The organism is Dawidia cretensis (genome assembly GCF_018598175.1).
Classification (GTDB): domain Bacteria; phylum Bacteroidota; class Bacteroidia; order Cytophagales; family Cyclobacteriaceae; genus Ohtaekwangia; species Ohtaekwangia cretensis.
The window spans coordinates 154293-177130 of record NZ_JAHESE010000004.1; the positions used below are offsets into that span (position 1 = coordinate 154293).

General features: G+C 54.2%; 19 protein-coding genes. 16 read left to right on the forward strand and 3 right to left on the reverse strand.

Annotated elements, in window-relative coordinates:
* Position 1 precedes the first annotated feature (1 nt).
* Positions 2-2485, forward strand: coding sequence for a hybrid sensor histidine kinase/response regulator (locus KK062_RS06980; protein ID WP_254083547.1), 2484 nt, complete (start codon positions 2-4; stop codon positions 2483-2485).
* On the opposite strand, the gene KK062_RS06985 is transcribed toward KK062_RS06980, so the two are convergent.
* Positions 2486-2833, reverse strand: a complete 348-nt coding sequence (locus KK062_RS06985) for a response regulator transcription factor (RefSeq protein WP_254083548.1) — start codon at positions 2831-2833, stop codon at positions 2486-2488.
* Between the two features lie 177 nt (positions 2834-3010).
* Here KK062_RS06985 and KK062_RS06990 point away from each other — a divergent pair, with 177 nt between their 5' ends.
* From KK062_RS06990 to KK062_RS07005, 4 genes are all read left to right on the forward strand, one after another.
* A complete protein-coding gene (locus tag KK062_RS06990; RefSeq protein WP_254083549.1) occupies positions 3011-4054 on the forward strand; it encodes a chemotaxis protein CheB in 1044 nt (347 codons plus the stop codon).
* Positions 4055-4127: 73 nt separating this feature from the next.
* Positions 4128-7754, forward strand: a complete 3627-nt coding sequence (locus KK062_RS06995; protein ID WP_254083550.1) for a CheR family methyltransferase — start codon at positions 4128-4130, stop codon at positions 7752-7754.
* Between the two features lie 300 nt (positions 7755-8054).
* A complete protein-coding gene (locus KK062_RS07000; protein WP_254083551.1) occupies positions 8055-8450 on the forward strand; it encodes an SPW repeat domain-containing protein in 396 nt (131 codons plus the stop codon).
* 281 nt (positions 8451-8731) lie between these two features.
* On the forward strand, positions 8732-8914 hold the full coding sequence (locus tag KK062_RS07005) for a hypothetical protein (protein WP_254083552.1): 183 nt from the start codon (positions 8732-8734) through the stop codon (positions 8912-8914).
* 104 nt (positions 8915-9018) lie between these two features.
* On the opposite strand, the gene KK062_RS07010 is transcribed toward KK062_RS07005, so the two are convergent.
* Positions 9019-9555: a YciE/YciF ferroxidase family protein gene (locus KK062_RS07010; protein WP_254083553.1), complete on the reverse strand. Its 537-nt coding sequence runs from the start codon at positions 9553-9555 to the stop codon at positions 9019-9021.
* 223 nt (positions 9556-9778) lie between these two features.
* Here KK062_RS07010 and KK062_RS07015 point away from each other — a divergent pair, with 223 nt between their 5' ends.
* The 9 genes from KK062_RS07015 (at position 9779) to KK062_RS07055 (ending at position 17651) form a co-directional block, all read left to right on the forward strand.
* Positions 9779-10462, forward strand: coding sequence for a DUF2243 domain-containing protein (locus tag KK062_RS07015; RefSeq protein ID WP_254083554.1), 684 nt, complete (start codon positions 9779-9781; stop codon positions 10460-10462).
* A gap of 44 nt (positions 10463-10506) precedes the next feature.
* Entirely contained in the window at positions 10507-11169 is a 663-nt protein-coding gene (locus tag KK062_RS07020; protein WP_254083555.1) for a DUF6766 family protein, read from the forward strand.
* A gap of 84 nt (positions 11170-11253) precedes the next feature.
* A complete protein-coding gene (locus KK062_RS07025) occupies positions 11254-12021 on the forward strand; it encodes a hypothetical protein (RefSeq protein ID WP_254083556.1) in 768 nt (255 codons plus the stop codon).
* 19 nt (positions 12022-12040) lie between these two features.
* Positions 12041-13003 (forward strand): TIGR03885 family FMN-dependent LLM class oxidoreductase, encoded by a 963-nt coding sequence (locus KK062_RS07030; RefSeq protein WP_254083557.1) that lies wholly within the window; start codon positions 12041-12043, stop codon positions 13001-13003.
* Positions 13004-13099: 96 nt separating this feature from the next.
* Positions 13100-13528, forward strand: coding sequence for a response regulator (locus KK062_RS07035; protein WP_254083558.1), 429 nt, complete (start codon positions 13100-13102; stop codon positions 13526-13528).
* 57 nt (positions 13529-13585) lie between these two features.
* Positions 13586-15490: a PAS domain-containing sensor histidine kinase gene (locus KK062_RS07040; RefSeq protein ID WP_254083559.1), complete on the forward strand. Its 1905-nt coding sequence runs from the start codon at positions 13586-13588 to the stop codon at positions 15488-15490.
* A gap of 66 nt (positions 15491-15556) precedes the next feature.
* Positions 15557-16042 carry a DinB family protein gene (locus KK062_RS07045; protein WP_254083560.1) on the forward strand — a complete coding sequence of 162 codons (486 nt, stop codon included), beginning with the start codon at positions 15557-15559 and terminating at the stop codon, positions 16040-16042.
* Between the two features lie 248 nt (positions 16043-16290).
* Positions 16291-16635: a hypothetical protein gene (locus KK062_RS07050; RefSeq protein ID WP_254083561.1), complete on the forward strand. Its 345-nt coding sequence runs from the start codon at positions 16291-16293 to the stop codon at positions 16633-16635.
* Positions 16636-16640: 5 nt separating this feature from the next.
* Positions 16641-17651, forward strand: a complete 1011-nt coding sequence (locus tag KK062_RS07055; protein ID WP_254083562.1) for a type II toxin-antitoxin system antitoxin SocA domain-containing protein — start codon at positions 16641-16643, stop codon at positions 17649-17651.
* Positions 17652-17659: 8 nt separating this feature from the next.
* Here the strand turns inward: KK062_RS07055 and KK062_RS07060 are convergent, their stop codons facing one another.
* Positions 17660-18577 carry a bifunctional helix-turn-helix transcriptional regulator/GNAT family N-acetyltransferase gene (locus tag KK062_RS07060; protein ID WP_254083563.1) on the reverse strand — a complete coding sequence of 306 codons (918 nt, stop codon included), beginning with the start codon at positions 18575-18577 and terminating at the stop codon, positions 17660-17662.
* Positions 18578-18894: 317 nt separating this feature from the next.
* On the opposite strand from KK062_RS07060, the gene KK062_RS07065 reads away from it, so the two are divergent.
* Both KK062_RS07065 and KK062_RS07070 read left to right on the forward strand, forming a co-directional pair.
* A complete protein-coding gene (locus tag KK062_RS07065) occupies positions 18895-19512 on the forward strand; it encodes a YceI family protein (protein WP_254083564.1) in 618 nt (205 codons plus the stop codon).
* 227 nt (positions 19513-19739) lie between these two features.
* Positions 19740-22838 carry a SusC/RagA family TonB-linked outer membrane protein gene (locus tag KK062_RS07070; protein ID WP_254083565.1) on the forward strand — a complete coding sequence of 1033 codons (3099 nt, stop codon included), beginning with the start codon at positions 19740-19742 and terminating at the stop codon, positions 22836-22838.

Sequence of the window (22838 nt, forward strand, 5' to 3'; positions counted from 1 at the left end):
TATGAAAACGCTAGACAAAAAAGAGATGGAACCAGCCCCCTATTCCAACAACACCTTTGTAACCGACCGCGCCATGCTGCGCTTTGTTGTGCCTTCCGGTATACGGTATTTCGGCGGCCCCTGGCAGGTCACTGAACCCTCGGCGCAATGTATTTCGCCGTTCGGGTTGCCGGTCAGCTTCGATTACCTGGTGCAGGTAGACGACAGCAATCACCTGATCTATCCCGACGACCTGGAAGCGTTCCAGGCAATCATGGAGTATAGTGATGACACGCCTTGCGAGACTGACATTCGGTTGATCGCCGCCGACGGCCAGGTAAAATCGCTGCAGCTGCGCGGCATGTTTAAGGAGACCGGTCCGGACGTGTATGGGGCGCCTGTGGATACAGATGGCGCACACCACGCATTACCGGTCAGGTCCATGCAGGAGCAGCAGCGTTTGATGGAGGCCGTGATCCAGTCGGATATCGTCGCGCTCAGCGTGGTACGGGCGGTGCCGGGCCCGGGGGGCACAGTGGAAGATTTTGAGTGGGTCATGGCCAACAAGTTGCTGATGGCGCTGGCGCAAGGCCAGTACGTAGTAGGCAGGCGGTATACGGAGGTCTTTCCGTCGGCGGCCGGCAACGGTGTGCTGGAGGTGATGCGGCGGGTGCTGGCCACGGGCGAGCGGGAAAGCAACGAAGTATATTACGAGAACCACAACCTGCGCGGCTGGTTTCGGCAGGTATACGTGCGCTCGCTGAACTATATCATTGTGAGCGCGGAAGACATCACGCTGGCGAAGAAAAAACAGGAGCAGATCATCAGCATGAACCGACAGCTGGCGCAGCGCGCGCAAGAACAGTATAACGTGCTGTTCCGCTCGATCGACCAGGGCTTTGCCATTGTCAGGATGCTCTACGACGAGGCGGGCGCGCCGGTGGATTTTGTATACCTGCAGGTGAACCCCGCGTTTGAAAAATTGACGGGCCTTGCCAACGTGGCGGGCATGAGCATGCGCAGCCTGTGGCACACGGATCCACAGCCGTGGATCCGCGCGTACGCGCAGATCATCGCCACGCAAACGTCGATGCGGTTTGTCATGCCGGAGGGTAGGGAAGACCCCCGGTACTACGAAGTATATGCGTTCGCCATGGGCGGGTCCGAAGGGCGCGAAGTGGCGATGCTGCTGAGCGATGTGACGGCGCGCCAGGCCAGCGAGCGGCAGCTGCACGCTCTCAATGAGCGGCTTCAAGAAGCGGATCGCGCCAAGACCCGCTTCTTTGGAAACGTAAGCCATGAATTTCGTACACCGCTGACATTGATCGTCGGCCCGTTGCGCGATGTGATCGGGCAGGGTACCAACCTGACGCCGGAGCAGCGTCAGCGGTTAACCATTGCCGAACGCAATGTGGTGCGCCTGCAGAAGCTGGTAAACAGCCTGCTGGACTTTTCGCGTGTCGAGGCCGGTCGCCTGGACGCGGTCTATCAGCCTACCCGGCTGGCTGAATTTACGGCCGAGATTGCCGCCAACTTTCGGCCGCTGATCGAGCAGGCGGGGCTCAAGCTCGTCATCAAGACCGACCCGCTGCCCGAACCTGCCTACGTGAACCGCGACATGTGGGAAAAGATTGTGCTGAACCTGCTGTCGAACGCTTTCAAGTTTACACACCAGGGCAAGATCGACGTGCGGGTCCGCGCAAAGAAATTTTATATACAGCTGATCGTGCGCGACACGGGCATCGGCATCGCGACCCGTAACGTGAGCCGCATCTTTGAACGGTTCGCCCGCTTCGACAATGCGCGCGGCCGCGCCTACGAAGGTTCAGGTATAGGCCTGGCGCTGGTCAAAGAGCTTGTCGAGATGCACGGCGGCACCATTAAAGTGGACAGCGAAGAAGGACAGGGCACGACTTTTACGGTTACGATCCGCAAGGGCAAAGCGCACTTACGGCCCCGGCAGGTGTTCGAGACCACCGGGCCGCTGGAAGGAGGCACTTCGTCGTCGCTTTTTGTAGAAGAGGCGAGCGGCTGGTTGCCCGAGGATAACCGGCTAAGCGCGCGCGCGCAGACAGGAAACAGTGATGATGCCCGGCCGCTGATCCTGGTCGCGGAAGACAATGCCGATATGCGTACTTACCTCGAAGATATACTATCACCGCAGTACCGCGTGGTGACTACCGGCAATGGGAAGACGGCGCTTGAAAAAATGAATGCAGGAGTGATCCCCGCGCTGATCCTGTCGGATGTGATGATGCCCGTGGTGGATGGTTATGGCCTGGTGAGCGCGGTGCGTAACACCCCGGCCTTGAAAGATATACCGGTGATCCTGCTGTCGGCGTATACGGGGGAGGATGCTTCGGTCGAGGGCCTGGAACGCGGCGCCACCGATTTCCTGGAGAAACCGTTTTCGGCGCGCAGGCTGCGGACGTTTATCGACGCCCGCCTGAAGGCCGCGGCATCCCGGGCACCCGCTGACGACGGGGCGCACGCCGCGAGACCGTGACTATAAATGGCTGGCGATCATTTGCCGCAGCTCCTGGATCAGAAAGGGCTTTTCGATCACGCTGTCAGCGCCGGCCGAGTGCGCCAGCGCAGTAATGTTAGGCGAAGCGGAGATGATGATGATGGGTATGTTTTTCGTGGCGCTCTGCTTTTTAAGATGCCGGCAGAGATCAAGACCGTCGACGTCCGACAATTGCCGGTCGAGCAAAAACAGATCGGGCACTTCAAACTCGTTCTTCATCAACGGTTCGCCGCGGGTGAAGGTGGTCACCTGGTAATCGTCATCGAGAATGAGGTGGATGACGTCACGGATGGTGGGATCATCGTCGGCGAAGAGTATTTTTTTCATGTGGCCTTCTATCGGGTTGTGAGGCAAGTTATGGAAAATAAAAAAGAAGCGTGTGATATGCGCGGGTAATAATCCGGTAATAGGGAGATAAAAATCGAGCCACGCGACGCGCCGGACAATTTTTGTCGGGGTTTATACGCATATCCACGCAGGCATTGGTATTGCAGAGAGCATTCCATGGATAAACGTAACATCATTGTGATTGGCGCCTCGGCCGGTGGCTTTGACGCCATTCGCACGTTGGTTGCAGGCTTACCGGCAGACTTTGATGCCGTAGTATTAATTGTCTGGCATATCTCGGCCGATGCGCCCGGTGTGATGCCACAGACACTAAACAAGCATCAGACCTTGCCGGCCGCGCATGCGCGCGACGGAGAGCCGCTCCGATTCGGGCGGATCTATGTTGCACCGCCCGATCACCACCTGCTCGTGGAAGAGGGCGTGCTGCGCGTGACGCGGGGACCGAAGGAAAACCGGTTCCGGCCGGCCATCGACCCGCTGTTCCGTTCGGCCGCGCAGGCATATGGCTCCCGTGTGATCGGTATCATTCTTTCGGGTGCGCTGGACGATGGATCAGCGGGCCTGTGGACGATCAAGCAATACGGAGGCGTGGCCATGGTGCAGGATCCTGCCGACGCCCACGTGTCATCCATGCCGCAAAATGCGCTGAACGCTGTAGACGCAGACTATGTGCTGCCCGTGCGCGACATGGCGCCCGTGCTGGTGCGTATAGCGTCTGAGGAGGCGCCCGTCCGCCCGTCACCCGCTGATAAAGACCGTACAACACTGGAGATTAATATTGCGATGGAGAATACAAACACAAGCGCTGATATATTACACGAAGGCACCTTGTCGCCCTATACCTGCCCCGAATGTCATGGCGTACTCACGGCACTGGTGGAAGGAGGCAGGGTCCGTTTCCGGTGTCATACGGGCCATGCTTTTTCGGCCGACAGCTTGCTGACGAGCATCGGCGAGAACATCGAGGAAAACCTGTGGGCGGCGGTGCGCAGCATACAGGAAAATGTCATGCTGCTCAACCACATGGGCGACCACTTTGCCGAGGCGAACCAGCCCAAGGTCGCGGCCATGTATTTCAAGAAGGCGCAGGAGGCGGGGGCACGTGCGGACTCGCTGCGGAGGGTAGCCGAGAGTCACGAGCAGCTATCGAACGATAGGATCACGTCGCAGGCCCTGCAGGACGAAGACCAGAATCCATAGTATCGTTTAAAGCGCTATCTTTCCCGCGGAAAGTTTCGGTGCAAAAGGCGCGGACGCATTTCCAGATTACACTATGGAACAATCAACACCCAAAGCCGCTCCCGGCGAGGTGCAGCCTGTCAATCACAAGGACTTATACATTGTTGGTATCGGCGCCTCGGCCGGCGGCGTGCAGGCGCTGCAAAGTTTTTTTCAGCGGGTGCCGCCCACTTCGGGTATGGCCTATGTCGTGATCCTTCATCTTTCGCCTGATCATGAAAGTAAGCTGCCAGAGATTCTGCAACAAGTGTCTGCTATACCCGTGTTTAGAGTCGCGGAACGCGCGCACGTGCGTCCCGACCATGTATATGTGATATCCCCCAACCAGCACCTGAAGATGGACGACGGGCATATCACGGCCTCGCGCAATCTGCAGGAAGCCGATCGCCGCGCGCCGGTCGATATATTCTTCCGGACGCTGGCCGAAAGCCACGGAGCGCGTGCGATCTGTGTCGTGCTGTCGGGCACCGGCTCTAACGGTTCTATGGGCTTGAAACGCGTCAAGGAAATGGGTGGCGCAGCGTTTGTGCAAAATCCACGGGAGGCGGAATACAACGAGATGCCCCGCCATGCGATCGCCACCGACCTGGTGGACGAAGTGTTGCCGGTGGCGGAACTGCCTGCCAAGATCGTGGCGTACAAAAACAACCTGGGCACCATCCATATACCGGTCGACGCCGAGAAACGCGCGGAAGACCAACAGCACGCGTTGCGCGAGATATTTTCGCAGCTGCGCCTGCGCACCGGCCATGACTTTTCCAACTACAAACGCCCGACGCTGCTGCGGCGTATCGAGCGGCGCATCAACATGCGCAACCTGCCAGACCTGCCTGCCTATGCCGCCTTCATTACGCAACAACCCGACGAGGTTACGGCGTTGCTGAAAGACCTGCTCATTTCGGTCACGAACTTCTTTCGCGACAGGGCTGCTTTCGAGGTTGTCGAGCAGCAGGTCATGACTGCGATCATGCAACGCAAAAAACCCGACGACCAGGTGCGAATCTGGGTGGCAGGCTGCGCCACCGGCGAGGAGGCGTATTCGCTGGCCATGCTGTGCGCCGAGAAGATACCCAACGTCATCGAAGGCCCCAAGATCCAGATCTTCGCCACCGACATCGACGAGGCGGCGATCACCTTTGCCCGCGACGGTCTATACTCCATAAACGACGCGGCGGACGTTTCGCCCGAGCGGCTGCGCCGGTTCTTCAATAAGGAAGGCGACGGCTATCGCGTTCGCCGTGAAATACGCGAGACGATCCTCTTCGCCAACCACAACTTCATTAAAGATCCGCCGTTCTCGCACCTCGATATGATCTCCTGCCGCAACGTGCTGATCTATCTCAATCAAACGGCGCAGGAGCGTGTGATGGAGACGTTTCATTTCGCTTTGCGGCAGGGTGGCTTCCTGTTTCTGGGCTTGTCGGAGTCGGCGGACAGCGCTACGGATCTATATACATCCTTTAGCCGCGAGTTTCATATTTTTCAGTCGCGTCCGGCGCCTAAGCGCGTCTATCCCGTGCCGGACTCCACGCCGCGCTTTAACTACAGCCAGCCGATTACCGTGCCGAGCGCGATCGTTACACCACAAGAGTACCGTGTACGCGAGCGCATGACGCTGGGCGACCTGCACCAGCAGCTGTTAGAGCAATATGCGCCGCCCTCGCTGGTGGTCAACGAAGAATACGAGATCATTCACTTGTCGGAGCGTGCCGGGCGTTACCTGCAGATCACCGGCGGTGAGCCTACCCAGAATCTGTTGAAGATGGTCCGTCATGACCTGCGGCTGGAACTTCGCTCAGCCCTGTACCAGGCTGTACAACGCAAGGCGGCCGTAGATGCCCGCGGGCTGAAGGTGACGCTCGACGACCGCACGGAGACGCTCGACATTCACATTCGCCCGGTATTCCGCGCAGGCGATATTGCGAACGGTATCATCCTGGTGGTGTTCGAGCCTACCTCCGTTGAGACGGAGCCGTCCGAAGTCGTGCTGAGCGCCGACGAGCCTGTAGCCCGGCAGTTGGAGGACGAGCTTATGCGCCTCAAATCACAGCTGCGGGGGTCGATCGAGCACCACGAATTTCAGGCCGAGGAGCTGAAGGCCTCCAACGAAGAGTTGCAAGCCATGAACGAAGAGTTGCGCTCGGCTGCCGAAGAGCTGGAAACGAGCAAGGAAGAATTGCAGTCGATCAACGAGGAGCTGAGCACGGTGAACCAGGAGCTGAAGGTGAAGGTGGAAGAGATCACGCTGGCCAACAACAACCTGCAGAACCTGATCAACTCGGTAGACATCGGTACGATCTTTCTTGACAGGAGCTTTCGCGTGGCGCTGTTTACACCGCCGGCACGCGTGCTGTTCAACCTCATTCCGAACGACATTGGCAGGCCCCTGTCGGACATCACCAATAAGCTGCATTACCCGGACATCATTGCCGATGCGGAGGTGGTGCTGGAGCGGCTTCAAACGGTCGAGAAGGAAGTATCGTCGCAGAACGACCGGCTATATATGATGCGTGTGCTGCCCTACCGCACGGAGGAGGACCGCATCAACGGCGTGGTGATCACATTCTTCGACATCACCGAGCGTAAACGTTCGGAGATAGCGCTTCGCGCGTCGGAGGAGCGGCTGCGGGCGATGATCGCCCAAACGGCCGCCGGCATCGTGCAGGCGGATCTGTCGGGGAAGATTACGCTGGCGAACCGGAAGTTCTGCGAGCTGCTGGGCTTTGACGAATCGGAGCTGCTGACCAAATCATTGCTGGACATTACGTACGAAGGTGACAGGAGAAACAGCGACGAGCAGTTCGGGCGCCTGCGCACGAACGGCGCGCCCTTCGATGTCGAAAAACAGCTGGTCTGCAAGGACAAGTCGTTGCGCTGGGTAAACGTGAGCGTGTCGGCCATCCGAAACGCGGCGGGCAGGCCCGAGTCGGCTGTGGCCGTGTACCAGGACATCACCGAGCGCAAGGCGCTGGAAGAGCAGAAGGATGAGTTTATGGCCATTGCCAGCCATGAGCTGAAGACTCCCGTGACGAGTATCCGGGCTTTTGGCGAGGTGTTACAAGAGAAGTTTGAGCATGCGAAAGATACCCGCAATGCCGGACTGATGCGGAAAATGAACGGACAGATAGACCGGCTGACGGTGCTCATCCGCGACCTGCTGGATTCGACCAAGATCACAGCAGGCAAGCTGTCGATGCAGTTCGAGAAGCTCGACATCAACGCGCTGATCGCCGAGCGCCTGGAGGAGCTGCAGCGGCTCACCGATAAGCACACGATCGTATTTCAGCGCGGCGACGTGCGGGAGGTCCCGGCCGACAAAGAACGGATTGGCCAGGTGCTGACAAACCTGGTGACCAATGCGGTAAAATACTCGCCCGACGGTGGAGACATCAACGTCTCTACAGAGCCCGACAAAGATAAAGGTGGCGTCAGGGTGACCGTGACGGACTACGGCATCGGGATCGAAGAGGCGAATAAAGCGAAGATATTCGATCGCTTCTTTCGCGTCAACGACCCTCGCGTGAAGGCCTTTCCCGGGATGGGGCTTGGATTGTATATCAGTACGATCATCGTTCAGCGGCATGGGGGCACCATCGGGTTGAGCAGCCGGCCCGGAAAGGGGTCTGTATTTCATTTTACACTGCCGTATGGTCAGGCATAAGTTACGGCGGCCTGCGCCGGGATGCCCGTCGGGCTGTGGAGGCGGGTATATGTGAGCCGGCGGCGGCTGGATGTAGATATTCGTCGACAGGCGTGCGTAATAATCCCAACGAAAGTAAAGGCTTTCCCGGCACTCCTTTCGACGCCGTTTTCCAAAGCATCCTGAAAATCCCGGAATGTTGAATCCGAATCTTGTAAAAGATTGCTGTTAAAAATTGTACCGTGCCATATACTGCGCAGGGTTTGAATTCTACGTGGCGGCGTGGCATTTGTTTTGAACGTGTGTCGGCAAAACTTGCGTATGAGAATTATACCGACCCGCATTCACGGGATATTGGATTATCTCGTGGGAGCTTTCCTGGTTGTTACACCGTGGGCGTTCGGTTTTTGGCGCAACGGCGCCGAGAGCTGGACACCGATCTGGTTAGGAGCAGCCGCTATTCTATATAGCCTGTTGACGAACTACGAGCTGGGGGTTGCCAAGCTGCTGTCCATGCGTACGCACCTGTGGCTGGATTTCGCGTCGGGTGTGCTGTTGGCGCTCTCACCCTGGATCTTCCGGTTTAGCGATCATGTGTATATACCGCACGTCGTGCTGGGCCTGACGGAGATCGTGGTGGTGTTCATGACCGATCTCCATCCGTATGCCAGGGTGGAGCGCGGACGTCCGCATGCGGTGCATCCGCCCATTCGCTAAGAGACCATATTTGTTTTTTTTCCATGTTCATTGCTGTATTAGTACCCTGTAAACAGTAAGGCCGGCCCTCGCCGGCCTTACGCTTGTGGGCTGCGCACACGTGTCGACAACTCCCATTGTTATGACGAAGATTATACCGACGTTGTTTAAAAGTGGTGTCGTATTGGATGATACAGTTCAGCCGGAAATCAAACTGTTCAGAAGGTGGCGATTGGCGCCGCTGTTACCGCAGCCGTAGTAACCCGAATGATCATGTGCAAGGAAGGTAAAAAGATAAGTATATGGGTAAGAAGAAACTTATTCACAAACGGACCGGCACGGCAATGGCAGTGTTTGCCATCGTGCTGGTGATTGTGGTGCTCATTCTGACAATACGGGAGGGGCGCGAATTGTTGAACCAGGACAGACCCGACACGACGGAGCCCGTGCCTTATGACAGTCGGGAAAGTGGTGAGAACCCTTGAGCTTGAGACGAGCGTGATAAAATGAAACAGCCCATCGGACGGATGGGCTGTTATTAACCTCAGAGGATACAACGCAAACAAACACAAAACAAAAGGTCTGAAGGTTATTCTGCCGGTTCCCACGCCGCTTCGTTGTTGACATTCGACACCGCTACTTCGGTGAGCAGCGTGTCTGCTTTTTTCTCTTCCTCCAGCGTGCCTTCGAGAATGGTGACGGCCTCGTCGAGCTGCAGGGTCTGTGCAAAGGTGCGCAGGGTGCCGTAAGATGAGATCTCGTAGTGCTCCACCTTTTGTGCCGAGGAAATAATGGCGGCGTCACGCATGGCACCTTCATCGGCTTCACCCATTACCTCTTCGGCTTCTTTCAGCAGGCCCTCCATCGCTTCGCATTTTTTTGCGCGCGGTGTTTTGTCGAGCAATTCGAAGATGCGCTCGACGCGCGATACATGCTCTTCTGTTTCGGCGAGGTGATCTTCCAGGGCCGTGATCAGCTCTTGCGATGTGGCGTTTTTGGCCATTTTCGGCAGGGCTTTGAGCAATGCTTTTTCAACCCAGTAGATGTCGCGAAGTTCTTGCTCGAAAAGTTTGCCCAGCTTCGAGGACATGTCTTCTGATACCGCAGATTTTTCTGACTTTTTCATATTGATGCAGTGTTGGTTATGGAATGTTGCTGTACAAATACGAGGCCCGCGCGATAGGCGCTATAAAAAGAGCTTGTCGGCATATAGGAGTCTACACAATGGGGAGCGGTGGCAACATGGGCACTATGTTTTAGTGGATATCACGGCGTCGCCGTGCGTCGCACCGATAAGTATATATCCGGAAATACCCGTACATGAAATCGCTATCCAAAATATATAAAGCATGAATACAAACCTGTATACCGATGGTGAAACGATTTGCTGTGTGACGTGTAACAAAGCTCTGCAGGCCGATCTGTGGAATGATAGCTTTTATCATTACCTGGCGATCTTGCTTGTCATCGTCGCGCTGTGCGCGGCCGCGGTATTGGGGATGCGCTATGCATACCGACGGCGTTTCAAGAAGTACCGCGCCATATTGAACCCGGCTCCGCTTATTACTGCCTCGCTGGTGCTGGGTATCGGTATGGGTGGCTTTGTGGACGGGATTGTGTTTCACCAGCTGTTGCAGTGGCACCAGATGCTCTCTGCCAAGGTGCCGCCCGACACGCTTACTGCAAAAGGTGTGAATATGTTCTGGGATGGTGTGTTTCATATGTTGATGCTGGTAGCGGTAGGCGTGGGGGTCATATTACTCTGGCGCGTGGCACAGCGCCGCGAGGTAGACAAATCGGGGTGGCTGCTGGCCGGTGGCCTGCTGGCGGGCTGGGGGATCTTTAATATTATCGAAGGACTGATCGACCATCAGTTGATGGGTTTGCACAACGTGCGCGAAGCGGCGGCATCGCCCGCGTGGTGGAACTATGGTTTCCTGCTGGCGTCGGTTGCCATGCTGCTGGGCGGCATCGTGGCGATGCGTCACCGCGGCTATAAGCCCGTGACGCATGTGCCGGAAAGTATTCACTGATGCGCACGGCATGGTTTTAGTCCTTTTGGGAATAGTGTCAGAACATGAAAAAACATTCATTCTTTTACCGCAATAGTTTAACGATCGTACTGATCGTATTTTTCTTCGCCTGCATTGCCGGACAAATCTTTACAGGTTGGAACGAACATAACGAAGAGCTGAAGGAATATGGTGCCGCGCCGGTGCATTTGTCGCAATATCTGCTCACAGGCCACTTTTATCAGGTGACCTTTGAAAACTGGGAGAGTGAATTTTTACAGATGGCGATGTATGTTATACTCACGATCTTTTTGCGGCAGCAGGGCTCCAGTGAGTCCAAGCCTCTGGATGAGGAGGAAGAAGTGGATCGCGAGCCGGATCCGACGCGCAAAGATGCGCCGTGGCCGGTGCGTAAAGGCGGGATTTATTTAGCGTTTTATAAACATTCGCTTTCGCTGGCGTTTGCACTGCTGTTTTTGATAAGCTTTGCGTTGCATGCTTACGGCAGCTTAAAGAACTTTAATGAAGAACAGGTGCTGCAGGCAAAGCCGGTGGCAAGCTTTTCCGAGTATATGGGAAAGACGAGGTTCTGGTTCGAGTCGTTTCAAAACTGGCAAAGCGAATTTGTGGCCGTGATCTCGATCGTGGTGCTGTCGATCTTCTTGCGGCAACACGGCTCGCCGGAGTCCAAGCCCGTCGATGCGCCGGACAGCGAAACCGGAGAATAATTTCCGTATAAACCCGCAGACGTCAGGCATGTGGCTGGCATAGTCTTTTCGAGCACGTGACCGATGCCAACGTTAGAGGAGTCTATGAGTGCAAGAAGCAACAACAGGGTGTTACAAAGTGTACACGCCTTACCGCAGCCTGTGTATTATTGCTTGTCGGAAGACAAGCTGAAAACGCTCTGTCTCTATCGGTATACGACACAGGAATTTATCGACCTGTTCTTCGACACGGGACGGTTACGGCTCAACAGCCTTCGTATATACCGCGCGGAACGAAAGCCCGATCATAAGCTGAATGTAGAAGTGGAAGACCGGCAGGAGGGGAAGGGGCTGATTGTGACGAACCCAACACACGCCGACGAAAAAGATTTCTCGCATGGTTTTCTCAACCTGAGTACGTCGCTCACATGTTCCGACGAATTGCGACGCACATTCGAGCGGGCTTCCGGCGGTAAAAAGAAGTATGGGATGTTTGAGATACAAGAACCGATTCCCTTTGGTCAGGCGATTGCCGCGCGCATTCATGCGCACTACCCGTTGCAACATATACTGGCCGGAAAATGCGACTATGCCGAACGGCGGGATAAGCTGTTGGAAACACATGACCCGGACTTTTTGCGTGACGTGCTCGGTGACCTGGAAGATAAAGACCTGGTTTCTTATCTGGCGGCGCCCAGCGATTACAAAGGGCGCTCTGTACAAGATGTGGTGAAGGTTTTTTTTCTAAAAGAGAAGCAGCTCGAACATCAATCTGAATTTCGTTACCTGTGGAAAAGTGAAGCTCTGGCCGTACGCGACTACCTCGACATCGAGGTGCCGGAAGCTGTTCAATATTGTCGCTTTGTTCGTTAACCATAGTATCCACTAAAAGATGATTGCATACCACGCATCGCATGAACAATTTTCGCCGCGCGATTTGCTGCGGTTTGCCAAACTGGCGGAACGTGCCGGCTTTGAGGCTATACATTCTTCCGATCATTTTCATCCCTGGAGCGAACGGCAGGGGCAAAGCGGTTTTTCATTTGCCTGGCTGGGCGCGGCCATGCAGGCGACGCATGTACCCTTCGGGATGATTTGCGCGCCCGGCCCCCGGTATCATCCCACGCTTATTGCGCAGGCGTGTGCCACGTTGCAGCAAATGTTTCCGCGGCGGCTGTGGGTAACGCTGGGCAGTGGCGAAGCGCTGAATGAAGTGATTACGGGTAGTAGCTGGCCGGATAAACAGACACGGAACGAACGCCTGCTGGAGGCCGCCACCATTATCCGCAGGTTGTTTACCGGAGAAGAGGTATCGCATGAAGGGCATTTCGTCACGCATAAGGCTAAGCTGTACTCCCTGCCCGGCACGCCGCCCGGGTTGCTCGGCGCGGCGTTGTCGCCTGAGACGGCGGCGCTTCACGGCCGGTGGGCTGACGGTCTGCTCACGACCGGACATGATCCCGCCGCGGTGGGCAAGATCGTCCAGGCATTCCGTGACAACGGCGGTGCCGGCAAACCTATATACCTGAAGTTTCAGTTGTCGTACGCGCGTGACCAGGCCGTGGCGGAAGACGAGGCGTACGACCAATGGCGAAACAACGTGCTGCCGCGCGAGATGCTGGCCACGCTGCAATACGTTTCTGATTTCGACGTCGCCGGCCAGGCCGTGACCCGCGAGGACCTCCGCCGGCAGCTGCCGATCTCCAACGACGTGGCGTTCTTCCAGGCGCGGATCAACGAATATCAAAGTGTAGGCTGTGATCATATTATTCTGCACAATGTCAATCGCTGCCAGGAGGAATTTATGAAGGATTTTGGTCGCGTAGTGCTAAAAGCCAACCTGCAAGTGACATAAATTGCCTGCATGGTATAGCGATCACTGCGTGACCGGCTATCATGTTTTTCTGGGTGTTGGCAAATAGAAAAACTATATTGCGTGACAACGCACCCTATGCCCCTACATACTATTTGGCTGGTCGATGATGATACGGATGACTGCATGTTGTTTGAAGACGCCATTGCGGAGCTCGGCGTTGCGCTGTCAATTGTGTGTGTAGCCGATGGTGCAGATTTATTAAACAAATTGCGACAGGCCACGCGCCCACCCGATCTTGTATTTCTCGATGTCAACATGCCGATCAAAAATGGGATGGACTGTTTAGCCGAAATCAAACGCGACGAGCAATTTATCCGGCTGCCCGTGGTGATGTGGTCCACGTCCGGGCAACCTGATATTGTTGAAAAGGCGTATCGCCTGGGGGCAAGATTGTTTATGAAAAAGCCCCATAACTTCAACAATCTGAAATCGTTATTGCACGGAATTTTGCAGTTGGATTTCCAGCTGCACGGATCGTTGGAAGACTTTGTCGTGGGGAAATAAAACCTCATGCTCCTTGCGGGGCATATTAGTGTGAAAGCGTATTTTTACTCTTTCGCTATGGTAGTTATTCAAACAGACTTTCTTAACGCGATCCCTTTTCCGGTCATGTATGTCGACCGGGAGTTTCGTTTTCAATTCTCGAACAACGCCTTCAACGCATGGATCGGTCAGGAGTATAAGGTTACGAGCGGGGAGCCGCTGTCAGTCATTTTTGGTGACCAGTTTTTCGACCGCGTTCGGTTTACCGTGATGGCTACGGGTCAAACAGGAGAGGCGTTTCCCTATCGCCTACGGCGGAATGGCACGTATAGCCCGGTGGAAGTTTTTGTTACGGCCGATGTGCATGAACAGCACGAAGTAAAAGGCTATACGCTCGTCATCCAGGATGTGTCGCATCGCCGTCAGCGGGAGCGCCATTTACAAGATTATGTCGATACAGCGCCCGTTGGGCTGCATTGGGTAAACGCGGAAGGTATCATTATTTGGGCGAACCAGGCCGAGCTCGATATGCTGGGCTATCGCGCCGATGAATACATCGGTCGCCATATCGGCGAGTTTCACGCCACACAGGAGGGTGCGACCGAGATACTACGCCGCCTGGCGGAGAACGACGTGTTGCAGCAATACGAGGCAGCGATGGTGCACCGGGACGGATCGATTCGAGACGTATTGATCAGCTCCAGCGTTTTATGGGAGAACGGCAAGTTTGTACATACGCGCTGCTTTACGCAAGATATTACCGGCCACCGGCCGCCGCTCGAGAACATGGCCTTTCAGCGAGGCCTGGAACGCCTCGTAGCAGAGCGTACGCGCGAGCTTTCGATGCGGAACCAAGAGCTGAAAACCAGCGAAGCGCGGTATCATCGCATGATTGAAGAAGTCGAGGACTACGCTATTCTTTTATTGAGCCCCGAAGGAATTATCGAGAACTGGAATAAGGGTGCTGAAAAGATCAAAGGCTATACCGCCGAGGAAGCTATCGGGCGGAGCTTCCGGATGTTTTATACCCCGACAGACCAGGAGCAGAAGTTGCCTGGCCGCCTTCTACAGCAAGCGGTACTGGAAGGCAAAGCAACGCACGAAGGCTATCGTGTGCGGAAGGATGGCACGATGTTCTGGGGCAGTATCCTGATCACAACGCTGCACGACGACGACGGCCGCGTGATCGGTTTTTCAAAAGTTACGCGTGACCTGAGCGAGCGAAAGAAGGCACAGGACGCCATCCAACGCAAGAACGAAGAGCTGGAGAAGATGAACCAGGAGCTGTCGTCGTTTGCCTACGTATCGAGCCACGACTTGCAGGAGCCTCTGCGCAAGATCAGGGCCTTCTCGTCGCGCATCCTGGAGCTCGACTATGACCGGCTGTCGGCAAAAGGACGCGATCACTTCCAGCGGATACAGCGCTCTGCCGAGCGCATGCAGGCGCTGATTGAAGACCTGCTGAGCTATTCGCGCACCAGCACGTCCGAGCGCACACTGGAGGAGATTAACCTGCAGGCTGCGGTAACGCAGGTGGTAGACGAACTGGCAGATCGCATCGAAGAGAAGCAGGCCACCGTAGCGTACGACGACTTGCCGGTGATCAGAGGTATACCCTTCCAGCTGCACCAGTTGCTGGTGAACCTGGTCAGCAACGCCCTGAAATTTTCCAAGCCTCAGGAGCCGCCGCGTATTGAAATTCGCGCCACGCTGGTGCCCGGCTCGCTGATGCCCTTTGCCGAAGGGGATGTTACCCGGCAATACCACTGCATCGCGGTGGCCGACAATGGCATAGGCTTCGAACCGGAATTCCGCAAAAAGATATTTGACATCTTTCAACGGCTGCACCACCGCGACCGGTATGAAGGCACGGGGGTAGGGCTGGCAATCTGCCGCCGCATTGCCGAGAACCACGAAGGGTTTATCGAAGCACAGAGTGTGCCGGGTCAGGGCGCTGTGTTCCAGGTATATATACCAGTCTGATACAGGATTTTCGACACCGTCGAACTTTAGCCTGCCGGCAGGTGTTGACCGTGAAAATCATTTTGTATGGAAACCACCGCTACAGACACACGCTTCATCATCAACCTGGCCTTAAGTGCCTGGGAAACACAACTGGAACGCTTCGACAAGCACCTCGAAAAACTGACCGACCAACAACTGGAGTCCGAAATCGCTCCCGGCCGCAACCGCGGCGTATACATCCTGGGACACCTGACAGCCGTCAACGACAACTTCTTTCCCTTGTTCGGCCTTGGCGAAAAAGTCCATCCTCCACTACAAGACCTGTTCATTCGCACACCGGATCGCACTGTACCCATCCCAACAACGGCAGAATTACGCCAGTGCTGGCATGACGTCAATGCCAAGCTCACACCGGCGCTGCGCAACCTGACACCGGAAGAGTGGCTGGGTAAGCATACTTCGGTATCAGCAGAAGACTTTGCCAAGGAGCCGCACCGGAATAAGCTGAATGTATTGCTGAACAGGACGTCGCATCAGGCGTATCATTACGGGCAGATTGTGTTGTTGTAGGGCGCAATAAAGGAATTAATAGCCCGTGGAACATTTTCTGCTGGGAAAAGTATAGCAGATTGGACGAATGTTCAACCTGCTATTTTTTTTATAGGCGCCAGCCGCTGCCGACATCGATCCAAATCCTTGATTCATAATATTATATTAACTAATTAGTTGAATAATTAAAAAATTATTGAATGATGTTCAATTAATTGGTGCGGTTTTGTATATTTGAGGTGTCAAGTTACCAGTAATCGTACAACGCTATGACAACGTTATCTGAAGTCGACGCCTTTTTGAGGGCGTTTAAAACCAAAATGGAAATATTCACGGTAATCTATCTAGATAGGGAGAAAAACAAGCAGGCGCTTCTTGCGTTGGAAATTATGCCGAGAACCCGGGATAAGATACTGAAAGAACTAACCGCTGAAAATTATTACTGGGGACCGACGAAAGATTATGACAGCGGCCCCGACCTATGGGAGTTTGGGGTAAACTTCAAAGAAGAAGAAGTATACATTAAGATTACCATGGGGGCCATGGGTAAACCGGTTATTTGTATTTCATTTCATTGTGCCGAAAGAGCTATTGAATACAGATTTAAGAAATGATGATCATGAAAAGTCCATTTACAGATGGAGAGGCGACTCTCCACTATGAAAAAAAGAACATTGAATTTCGGAAAGACATGTTTTCGGCTATTCAATTTTACTATAAGTGTAACGATACCGGCGAAGAATTTACTACTACTGATTTGGATGAAATCAATATAAGCCAGGTGTATAACCAGTATCGCGAGAAATATTGCGTACCGTTTCCTGATGAAATTCGGGAGATTCGGGAGCAATATGAAATTTCCGCAGCAAAGATGTCGGAGATATTGGGCTTTGGTGCAAACAGCTATCGGCAATATGAAGCAGGGGATATCCCCACGGTAGCTAGCGGACGTTTGATACTGGCAGCTAAAGACCCTGAGGAATTTAAGAAATTTCTGGATGCCAGTAAGACAATAATAGGGGACAAAGAACATGAGCGATTTACGCATCGTGTGGATAAACTGATTAAAGGGAGGCTGGAAAATCCCTGGGATGATCTATTTACGGAACATATTTTCAACAACGCCAGGCCAACAGAATATACAGGCTTCCGTAAGCCTTCTCTCGAGCGTATTGCCATGATCATCGCGTTCTTTTCGGAACATGTCAATCGTCTGTGGAAGACGAAATTGAATAAGCTTTTATTCTATAGCGACTTTTTGCACTATAAACGTTCAGGATATTCTATAAGTGGTATTACCTACCGGGCCATCCCTTTAGGACCTGTACCCTCTGAGTACGAGAAGCTTTATATAAAGTTAAATGACGATAAGTTCGCAAACATTGAACTTATTGAATTTAATGACGGCAATTATGGAGAGGCTATTTGCGCTGTCGAGAAATTTGATAGCTCCCTTTTTGCTAAGGGAGAACTGGAGACGCTGGAGGCCGTTGTGCGGAAATTTGGCAAGTTCAATACTAAACAGATTGTAGAGATTAGCCACCAGGAGAAAGCGTGGGTCGAGAATGAACCTAGCCGTGGCTTCATTAGCTATCAGAAATATGCGTTCGAATTGAGTGCCATGGAATAAAAAGTATGCTACAACACTGCCTCCATTTGAATATTACACCGCTCATACGGCGACGGCACGCCCGTAATCTTTTTAAAGCCCAGCTTATGGTATAGCTGAATGGCCGGTTTGAGAATGGTGTTGCTCTCCAGGTATAGTTTAGTTGCCCCCAGCGCGCGGGCTTTTTCAAATACGGTTTGTCCTAGCAGCCAGCCGATGTGACGGCCTTGCATCTCTGGCGCTACGGCCATCTTGGCGAGCTCGAAGGTAGTGGCGTCCATGGGAATGAGTGCACAGGCGCCCACCGGTGCATCGGCATAGAGCGCGATGAAGATGTGACCACCTTTATCGAGTATATATTCTTGTGGATGGTCGAGCGACTTATAGTCGGTCTCTTCCATTTTGAAATACGTCGTGATCCACTGCTCGTTTAATTTTCGGAACGCTTGCTGATACTGTGGGGTATAATCGACGATCGTGACGCGGTTGCCTTCGCGTGTGTGCCGCGCTTCCTGTACGCGGCGGAGCAGGCTCTTTTGGGCGAGCAGGAATTCCCACTCCTCTAAGGCCTTCCATAAATTATGCTGTGTTTCTTCCAGCGCTTTCTCGACCGCGGCATTTACATCGTCATACTGGGCCTGGATCTTCTCTTGAATCTGCTGGCCTTGCGGCGACAGCGTAATGAAGTTTTTGCGGCCATCGTCCTTGCCCTTCTTTTCTTTTACGTAGCCCTGCTGCACCATTTCCTGGACGATCTTGCTGACGGAAGGGTGGGAGTGACCGATCTCCTGGGCGATCTCGGTGATCGTGCGCGGGCCGCCTTCGGATAGGGCATAGAATACCGGAAACCACTTGGGCTGCATCTCGATATTATACAATCTATAGACGTCGGCCGCTTCTTCGGTGATCATTTCACTGAGCCGGCGAAGGCGGCTCCCCAAAGCCATTTTGCCGGTTTTATTGTAGAATTCCATGGTAGATAAATTACGTAACCAATTACGTAATTAACTACATAATGTGTCAAGTAATTTACTGTATTTCTAAAAGATGGTCGATTCCGGCCTGAAAACACCGTGTCTGTGTGCTTTTGAGATGGCGAAAGCAACCCTTTGACCTCCGATCCGACCTTTTATAATTAAATTATCTATCTCTTCTATAGACTTATGGTGTGTGAAAGAAAAATTATAATACCTTTGCCGCATACGCTGTGAATCATCATGTAGTCACAGCACTATATAAAGAACCTATTCAAACGCTAACCGCTATGAAATTAAAAACAATCGCTTCGCCACTGTGCTGGATCCTGGGGCTGCTGGCACTGTCGGCTTTTTTGGAAAAGCCCGCGGAAGAAAAATTTGTAGTAGACACGCAAGCCAGTACCCTGGTGTGGACGGCTAAGAAAGTGACCGGGTCGCATACGGGCGCCGTAAAGGTAGGGGCAGGCGAGCTGGCGCTGGAAGGCAAGGCGCTGAAACGCGGTAGCTTTGATATCGACCTGGCGTCGATTACCGTGACGGATATTACCGATGCGCAGTCGAATGCCAAGCTGGTAGGACACTTGAAAGGTGAAGACTTCTTCTCGGTGAATGCTTTTCCGAAAGCCAGTTTTGTATTGTCATCGGCTACGCCACAGGCGGGTACCACGTACCTGGTAAAAGGCAAGCTGACGATCAAAGGCATTACGAATGACATTGAGTTTCCGGCGTCCATCGTGAAAGACGGCAAGAAGCTGACGGCCACGGCCAAGATCGTGGTGGACCGTACGAAGTATGACATTCGCTACCGGTCGACCAACTTTTTTGAGAACCTGGGCGACAAAGCCATTGAAAACGAATTTACACTCGACATTAAACTGGTAGCAGCAGCTCAGAAAGGAGTTTAGATAAAGGGGAAAGAGGGATTCATCGCTCTGGAAAAGTTTAGAATCTCCTTTCTCCCCATATCTGACCCGGCACATACAGGAAGTATAGCAAGATCATCAGGCTAAGGTAGTCAATTTAGTTGAGACGCTAAAGACCTCATTTTGTGGTCTTTCCCACCCTGATGTAATCGTGCTCTGGCATTGCCATGCCCCGCTGGACCATTACATCCAAGTTTCAACTCTACCGCATGAATTCTATTTTACAAACACGTACCGCTTTTTACCACCTTACCCGGCATGTATATGCTGTGCTGCTGGCTGCCGGCGCCCTGCTGGCTGTGCCCGGCTATGGACAAGACGGCAATATTACCATCAGCGGTAAAGTAACTGCCGACGATACGCCAGACGGTATACCCGGCGTAAACATCGTCGTGAAAGGATCGAACACCGGTGCCATTACCGACGCTGCCGGTTCCTATACTATTTCTGCACCCGCGTCGGCCACGCTGGTTTTTTCAAGCATCGGTTATACGACGACCGAGGTGGCCGTAAATAGCCGCACCGCATTGACAGTAGCCTTGAAGACGGACATCAACACGCTGTCGGAGATCGTGATCGTGGGCTATGATACCCGCGAGCGCAAGGACCTGGTGGGCTCTATTGCCAAGGTAGACCCGGCCGCGACGAAAGCTATTCCCGCCGGCAGCTTTGACGCGCAGCTGCAAGGCAAGATCTCGGGCGTACAGATTTCCAGCAATACCGGCGTGCCGGGTGAAGCCGTGAACGTACGCATCCGCGGGGTGACCTCGATTAATGCCGATGTCGACCCGCTGTACATTGTCGATGGCGTATTTGTCAACAGCAACAGCCTTCAGAAGATTAACACCGGTGGTAAGGCTACATCGCCCATTTCGGATATCAATCCAGCCGACATTGAAAGCGTGGAAGTATTAAAGGACGCATCGGCTACGGCGTTGTATGGTTCACGTGCCGCGAACGGCGTGATCGTTGTTACCACCAAACGTGGCAACTATGAGCAAAAGCCAACGATCAACTTCAATGCCTCGCATGGTTGGGCCAGGGCGGCGAAGCTGTGGGATTTGACCACAGGCCCCGAGCACGCGCAGCTGGTGAACGAATTTTATATCAACGCCTATAAAGACGCAGAAGCGGCGGGCAACACGGCCGACATGGCCAAGTATAAAACAGTGCCTTTCCGGGCGCTCGACGATCGCCCGGGCGACACGCCGGCAGCGCGCGGCTTGCCCGGAGATCAAAAGACCTACGACCGCTTGAGCGAACTGTTTCGTACCGCTCACCTGCAGAACTACGATCTGTCACTTTCCGGCGGTACGAAGACAACCAAGTATTATATCGGCGCCGGGTTTAATGAGCAGGAGGCAATCATTCGCCCCATCACGTTCGAGCGCGCCAGCTTTAAAGTAAACCTCGACCAGCGTGTGAACGACAACGTGCTGGTAGGACTGAGCAACACCTTTACGCGCACATACCGCAACCAGGCCCGTGCCGGTGACGGTCCGCAAGGTGGCCTACTACAGTCGGCGCTGCATACGCCCACCTATATTTCACCGTACGATGCCAACGGCGTGCTGGTGGCCGGTGGCAACTTTGACAACCTGACGCTGCTGCTGGACAACTACGATGTGAGCTCACGCAGCCTGCGCTACGTCGGTAACCTGTTTGTAGAGGCTGAGCTGCTGCCGGAGCTGAAATTCCGGACCAGCTTTGGTGCCGACTACAACAACTACGAAGAATCTGAATACTGGAACACGTTTACTACGGTAGGCGGCAAGACCGGTCTGGCTACGTCCGGCATAAGTCAAAACACGACGTTGCTGAACGAGCAGGTACTGACGTACCGCCATACGTTTGGCAACGCACATACTGTTGGTATACTGGTAGGGAACACGCTGCAGAGCGATGCCACGACGCGTACCTATGCGGAAGGGTCGGGCTTTGCCAACAACTCCGTGAAACTCATTTCGCAAGCGGCTACTGTGAAAGGCGCGCAGAGCTGGACCAAGAGCACGCTGGTATCGTTCTTTACCCGCCTGGATTATAACTACGCCGACAAATACCTGTTGGACGTGAGCTTCCGGGCCGATGGCTCGTCACGTTTTGGAGCGAACAACCGGTGGGGTTATTTCCCTTCGGTAGGAGCGGCATGGCGTATCAAGGAAGAAGGCTTCCTGCAAGACGTGGAGACGATCTCCGACCTGAAGCTCCGCGCAAGCTTTGGTATTTCGGGTAATCAGAACATCGGTGACTTTGCCTGGCAAGGGCAGTGGGCGGCGGGTGCATCGTACAACAGCAACCCCGGTATAGCGCCGTCGCAGCTCGCCAACCCGAATTTGAAGTGGGAAGAAACGCGCCAGCTGAACGTAGGCCTCGACCTGGCATTGCTGGATCGTCGCCTGACCTTTGAGCTCAACGCGTATGACAAATATACTTCTGACGGCCTGCTGAAGCGGAACATTCCCTCGAAGACCGGCTTTACATCGATCTGGGATAATGCCATCGAGGTGAGCAACCGCGGCTTCGAGCTCGGTATCACGACCGTGAACCTGCGCAAGACGGACCTGACGTGGACGACGTCGTTGAACGTTTCGCGTAACGTCAATAATATTGAAAAGCTGGAGACGCCGCTGCGGTTTGGCAGCCGCGACCTGATCTTACAAAAGGAAGGCTCGCCGCTGTATTCGTTCTGGGTATACAAACAAGACTATGTTGATCCGCAAACCGGTGACGTTGTATACCAGGATGTAGACGGCAAGGCGGGTATTACTGTAGACGACCGGCAGCTGATCGGCAGTATCTGGCCGAAATACTTCGGCGGCATTACCAACGAAGTGACGTATAAAGGCTTTGACCTGAACGCGTTCTTTGCGTTCTCCTATGGCAACAAGGTATACAATCTCAATAAGTTCTTTGGAGAGGGTGGTGGAGCGCGCGACGCAAGTCGTGTGATCTTTGCCAGCAATCTGGCGCGGTGGCAGCAGCCGGGTGACATCACCGATGTGCCGCGACCGCAGGTTACGAACGTCAACAACTACCGCGATGGTGGAAGTCGATGGTTGGAAGACGGTTCGTACCTGCGGCTGCGTTCCCTCACGCTGGGTTACACGCTGCCCGCGTCGATCACGGAGCGGCTGAAGCTGGAGAAACTGCGCATCTATGCGGTGGGCACCAACCTGTGGCTGTTGACCGACTACACCGGCCTGGACCCCGAGTCGAGCGCCAGCAGCAGCCAGAATGAACCGGGTCTCGACCTGGGCACACCGCCACAGCCGCGCGGTTTTCAAATCGGCATCGATCTCAGACTCTAA

Bases quoted from the DNA above. Each gene is read 5' to 3' on its own strand.
- KK062_RS07005 (WP_254083552.1), top strand. From the start codon at position 8,732: ATGGGTAAGAAGAAACTTATTCACAAACGGACCGGCACGGCAATGGCA.
- KK062_RS07040 (WP_254083559.1), top strand. From the start codon at position 13,586: ATGGTAGTTATTCAAACAGACTTTCTTAACGCGATCCCTTTTCCGGTC.
- KK062_RS07000 (WP_254083551.1), top strand. From the start codon at position 8,055: ATGAGAATTATACCGACCCGCATTCACGGGATATTGGATTATCTCGTG.
- KK062_RS07060 (WP_254083563.1), bottom strand. From the start codon at position 18,577: ATGGCTTTGGGGAGCCGCCTTCGCCGGCTCAGTGAAATGATCACCGAA.
- KK062_RS06985 (WP_254083548.1), bottom strand. From the start codon at position 2,833: ATGAAAAAAATACTCTTCGCCGACGATGATCCCACCATCCGTGACGTC.
- KK062_RS06990 (WP_254083549.1), top strand. From the start codon at position 3,011: ATGGATAAACGTAACATCATTGTGATTGGCGCCTCGGCCGGTGGCTTT.
- KK062_RS07010 (WP_254083553.1), bottom strand. From the start codon at position 9,555: ATGAAAAAGTCAGAAAAATCTGCGGTATCAGAAGACATGTCCTCGAAG.
- KK062_RS07070 (WP_254083565.1), top strand. From the start codon at position 19,740: ATGAATTCTATTTTACAAACACGTACCGCTTTTTACCACCTTACCCGG.
- KK062_RS07030 (WP_254083557.1), top strand. From the start codon at position 12,041: ATGATTGCATACCACGCATCGCATGAACAATTTTCGCCGCGCGATTTG.
- KK062_RS07055 (WP_254083562.1), top strand. From the start codon at position 16,641: ATGAAAAGTCCATTTACAGATGGAGAGGCGACTCTCCACTATGAAAAA.
- KK062_RS07025 (WP_254083556.1), top strand. From the start codon at position 11,254: ATGAGTGCAAGAAGCAACAACAGGGTGTTACAAAGTGTACACGCCTTA.
- KK062_RS07050 (WP_254083561.1), top strand. From the start codon at position 16,291: ATGACAACGTTATCTGAAGTCGACGCCTTTTTGAGGGCGTTTAAAACC.
- KK062_RS07065 (WP_254083564.1), top strand. From the start codon at position 18,895: ATGAAATTAAAAACAATCGCTTCGCCACTGTGCTGGATCCTGGGGCTG.
- KK062_RS07020 (WP_254083555.1), top strand. From the start codon at position 10,507: ATGAAAAAACATTCATTCTTTTACCGCAATAGTTTAACGATCGTACTG.
- KK062_RS07035 (WP_254083558.1), top strand. From the start codon at position 13,100: ATGCCCCTACATACTATTTGGCTGGTCGATGATGATACGGATGACTGC.
- KK062_RS06980 (WP_254083547.1), top strand. From the start codon at position 2: ATGAAAACGCTAGACAAAAAAGAGATGGAACCAGCCCCCTATTCCAAC.
- KK062_RS06995 (WP_254083550.1), top strand. From the start codon at position 4,128: ATGGAACAATCAACACCCAAAGCCGCTCCCGGCGAGGTGCAGCCTGTC.
- KK062_RS07045 (WP_254083560.1), top strand. From the start codon at position 15,557: ATGGAAACCACCGCTACAGACACACGCTTCATCATCAACCTGGCCTTA.
- KK062_RS07015 (WP_254083554.1), top strand. From the start codon at position 9,779: ATGAATACAAACCTGTATACCGATGGTGAAACGATTTGCTGTGTGACG.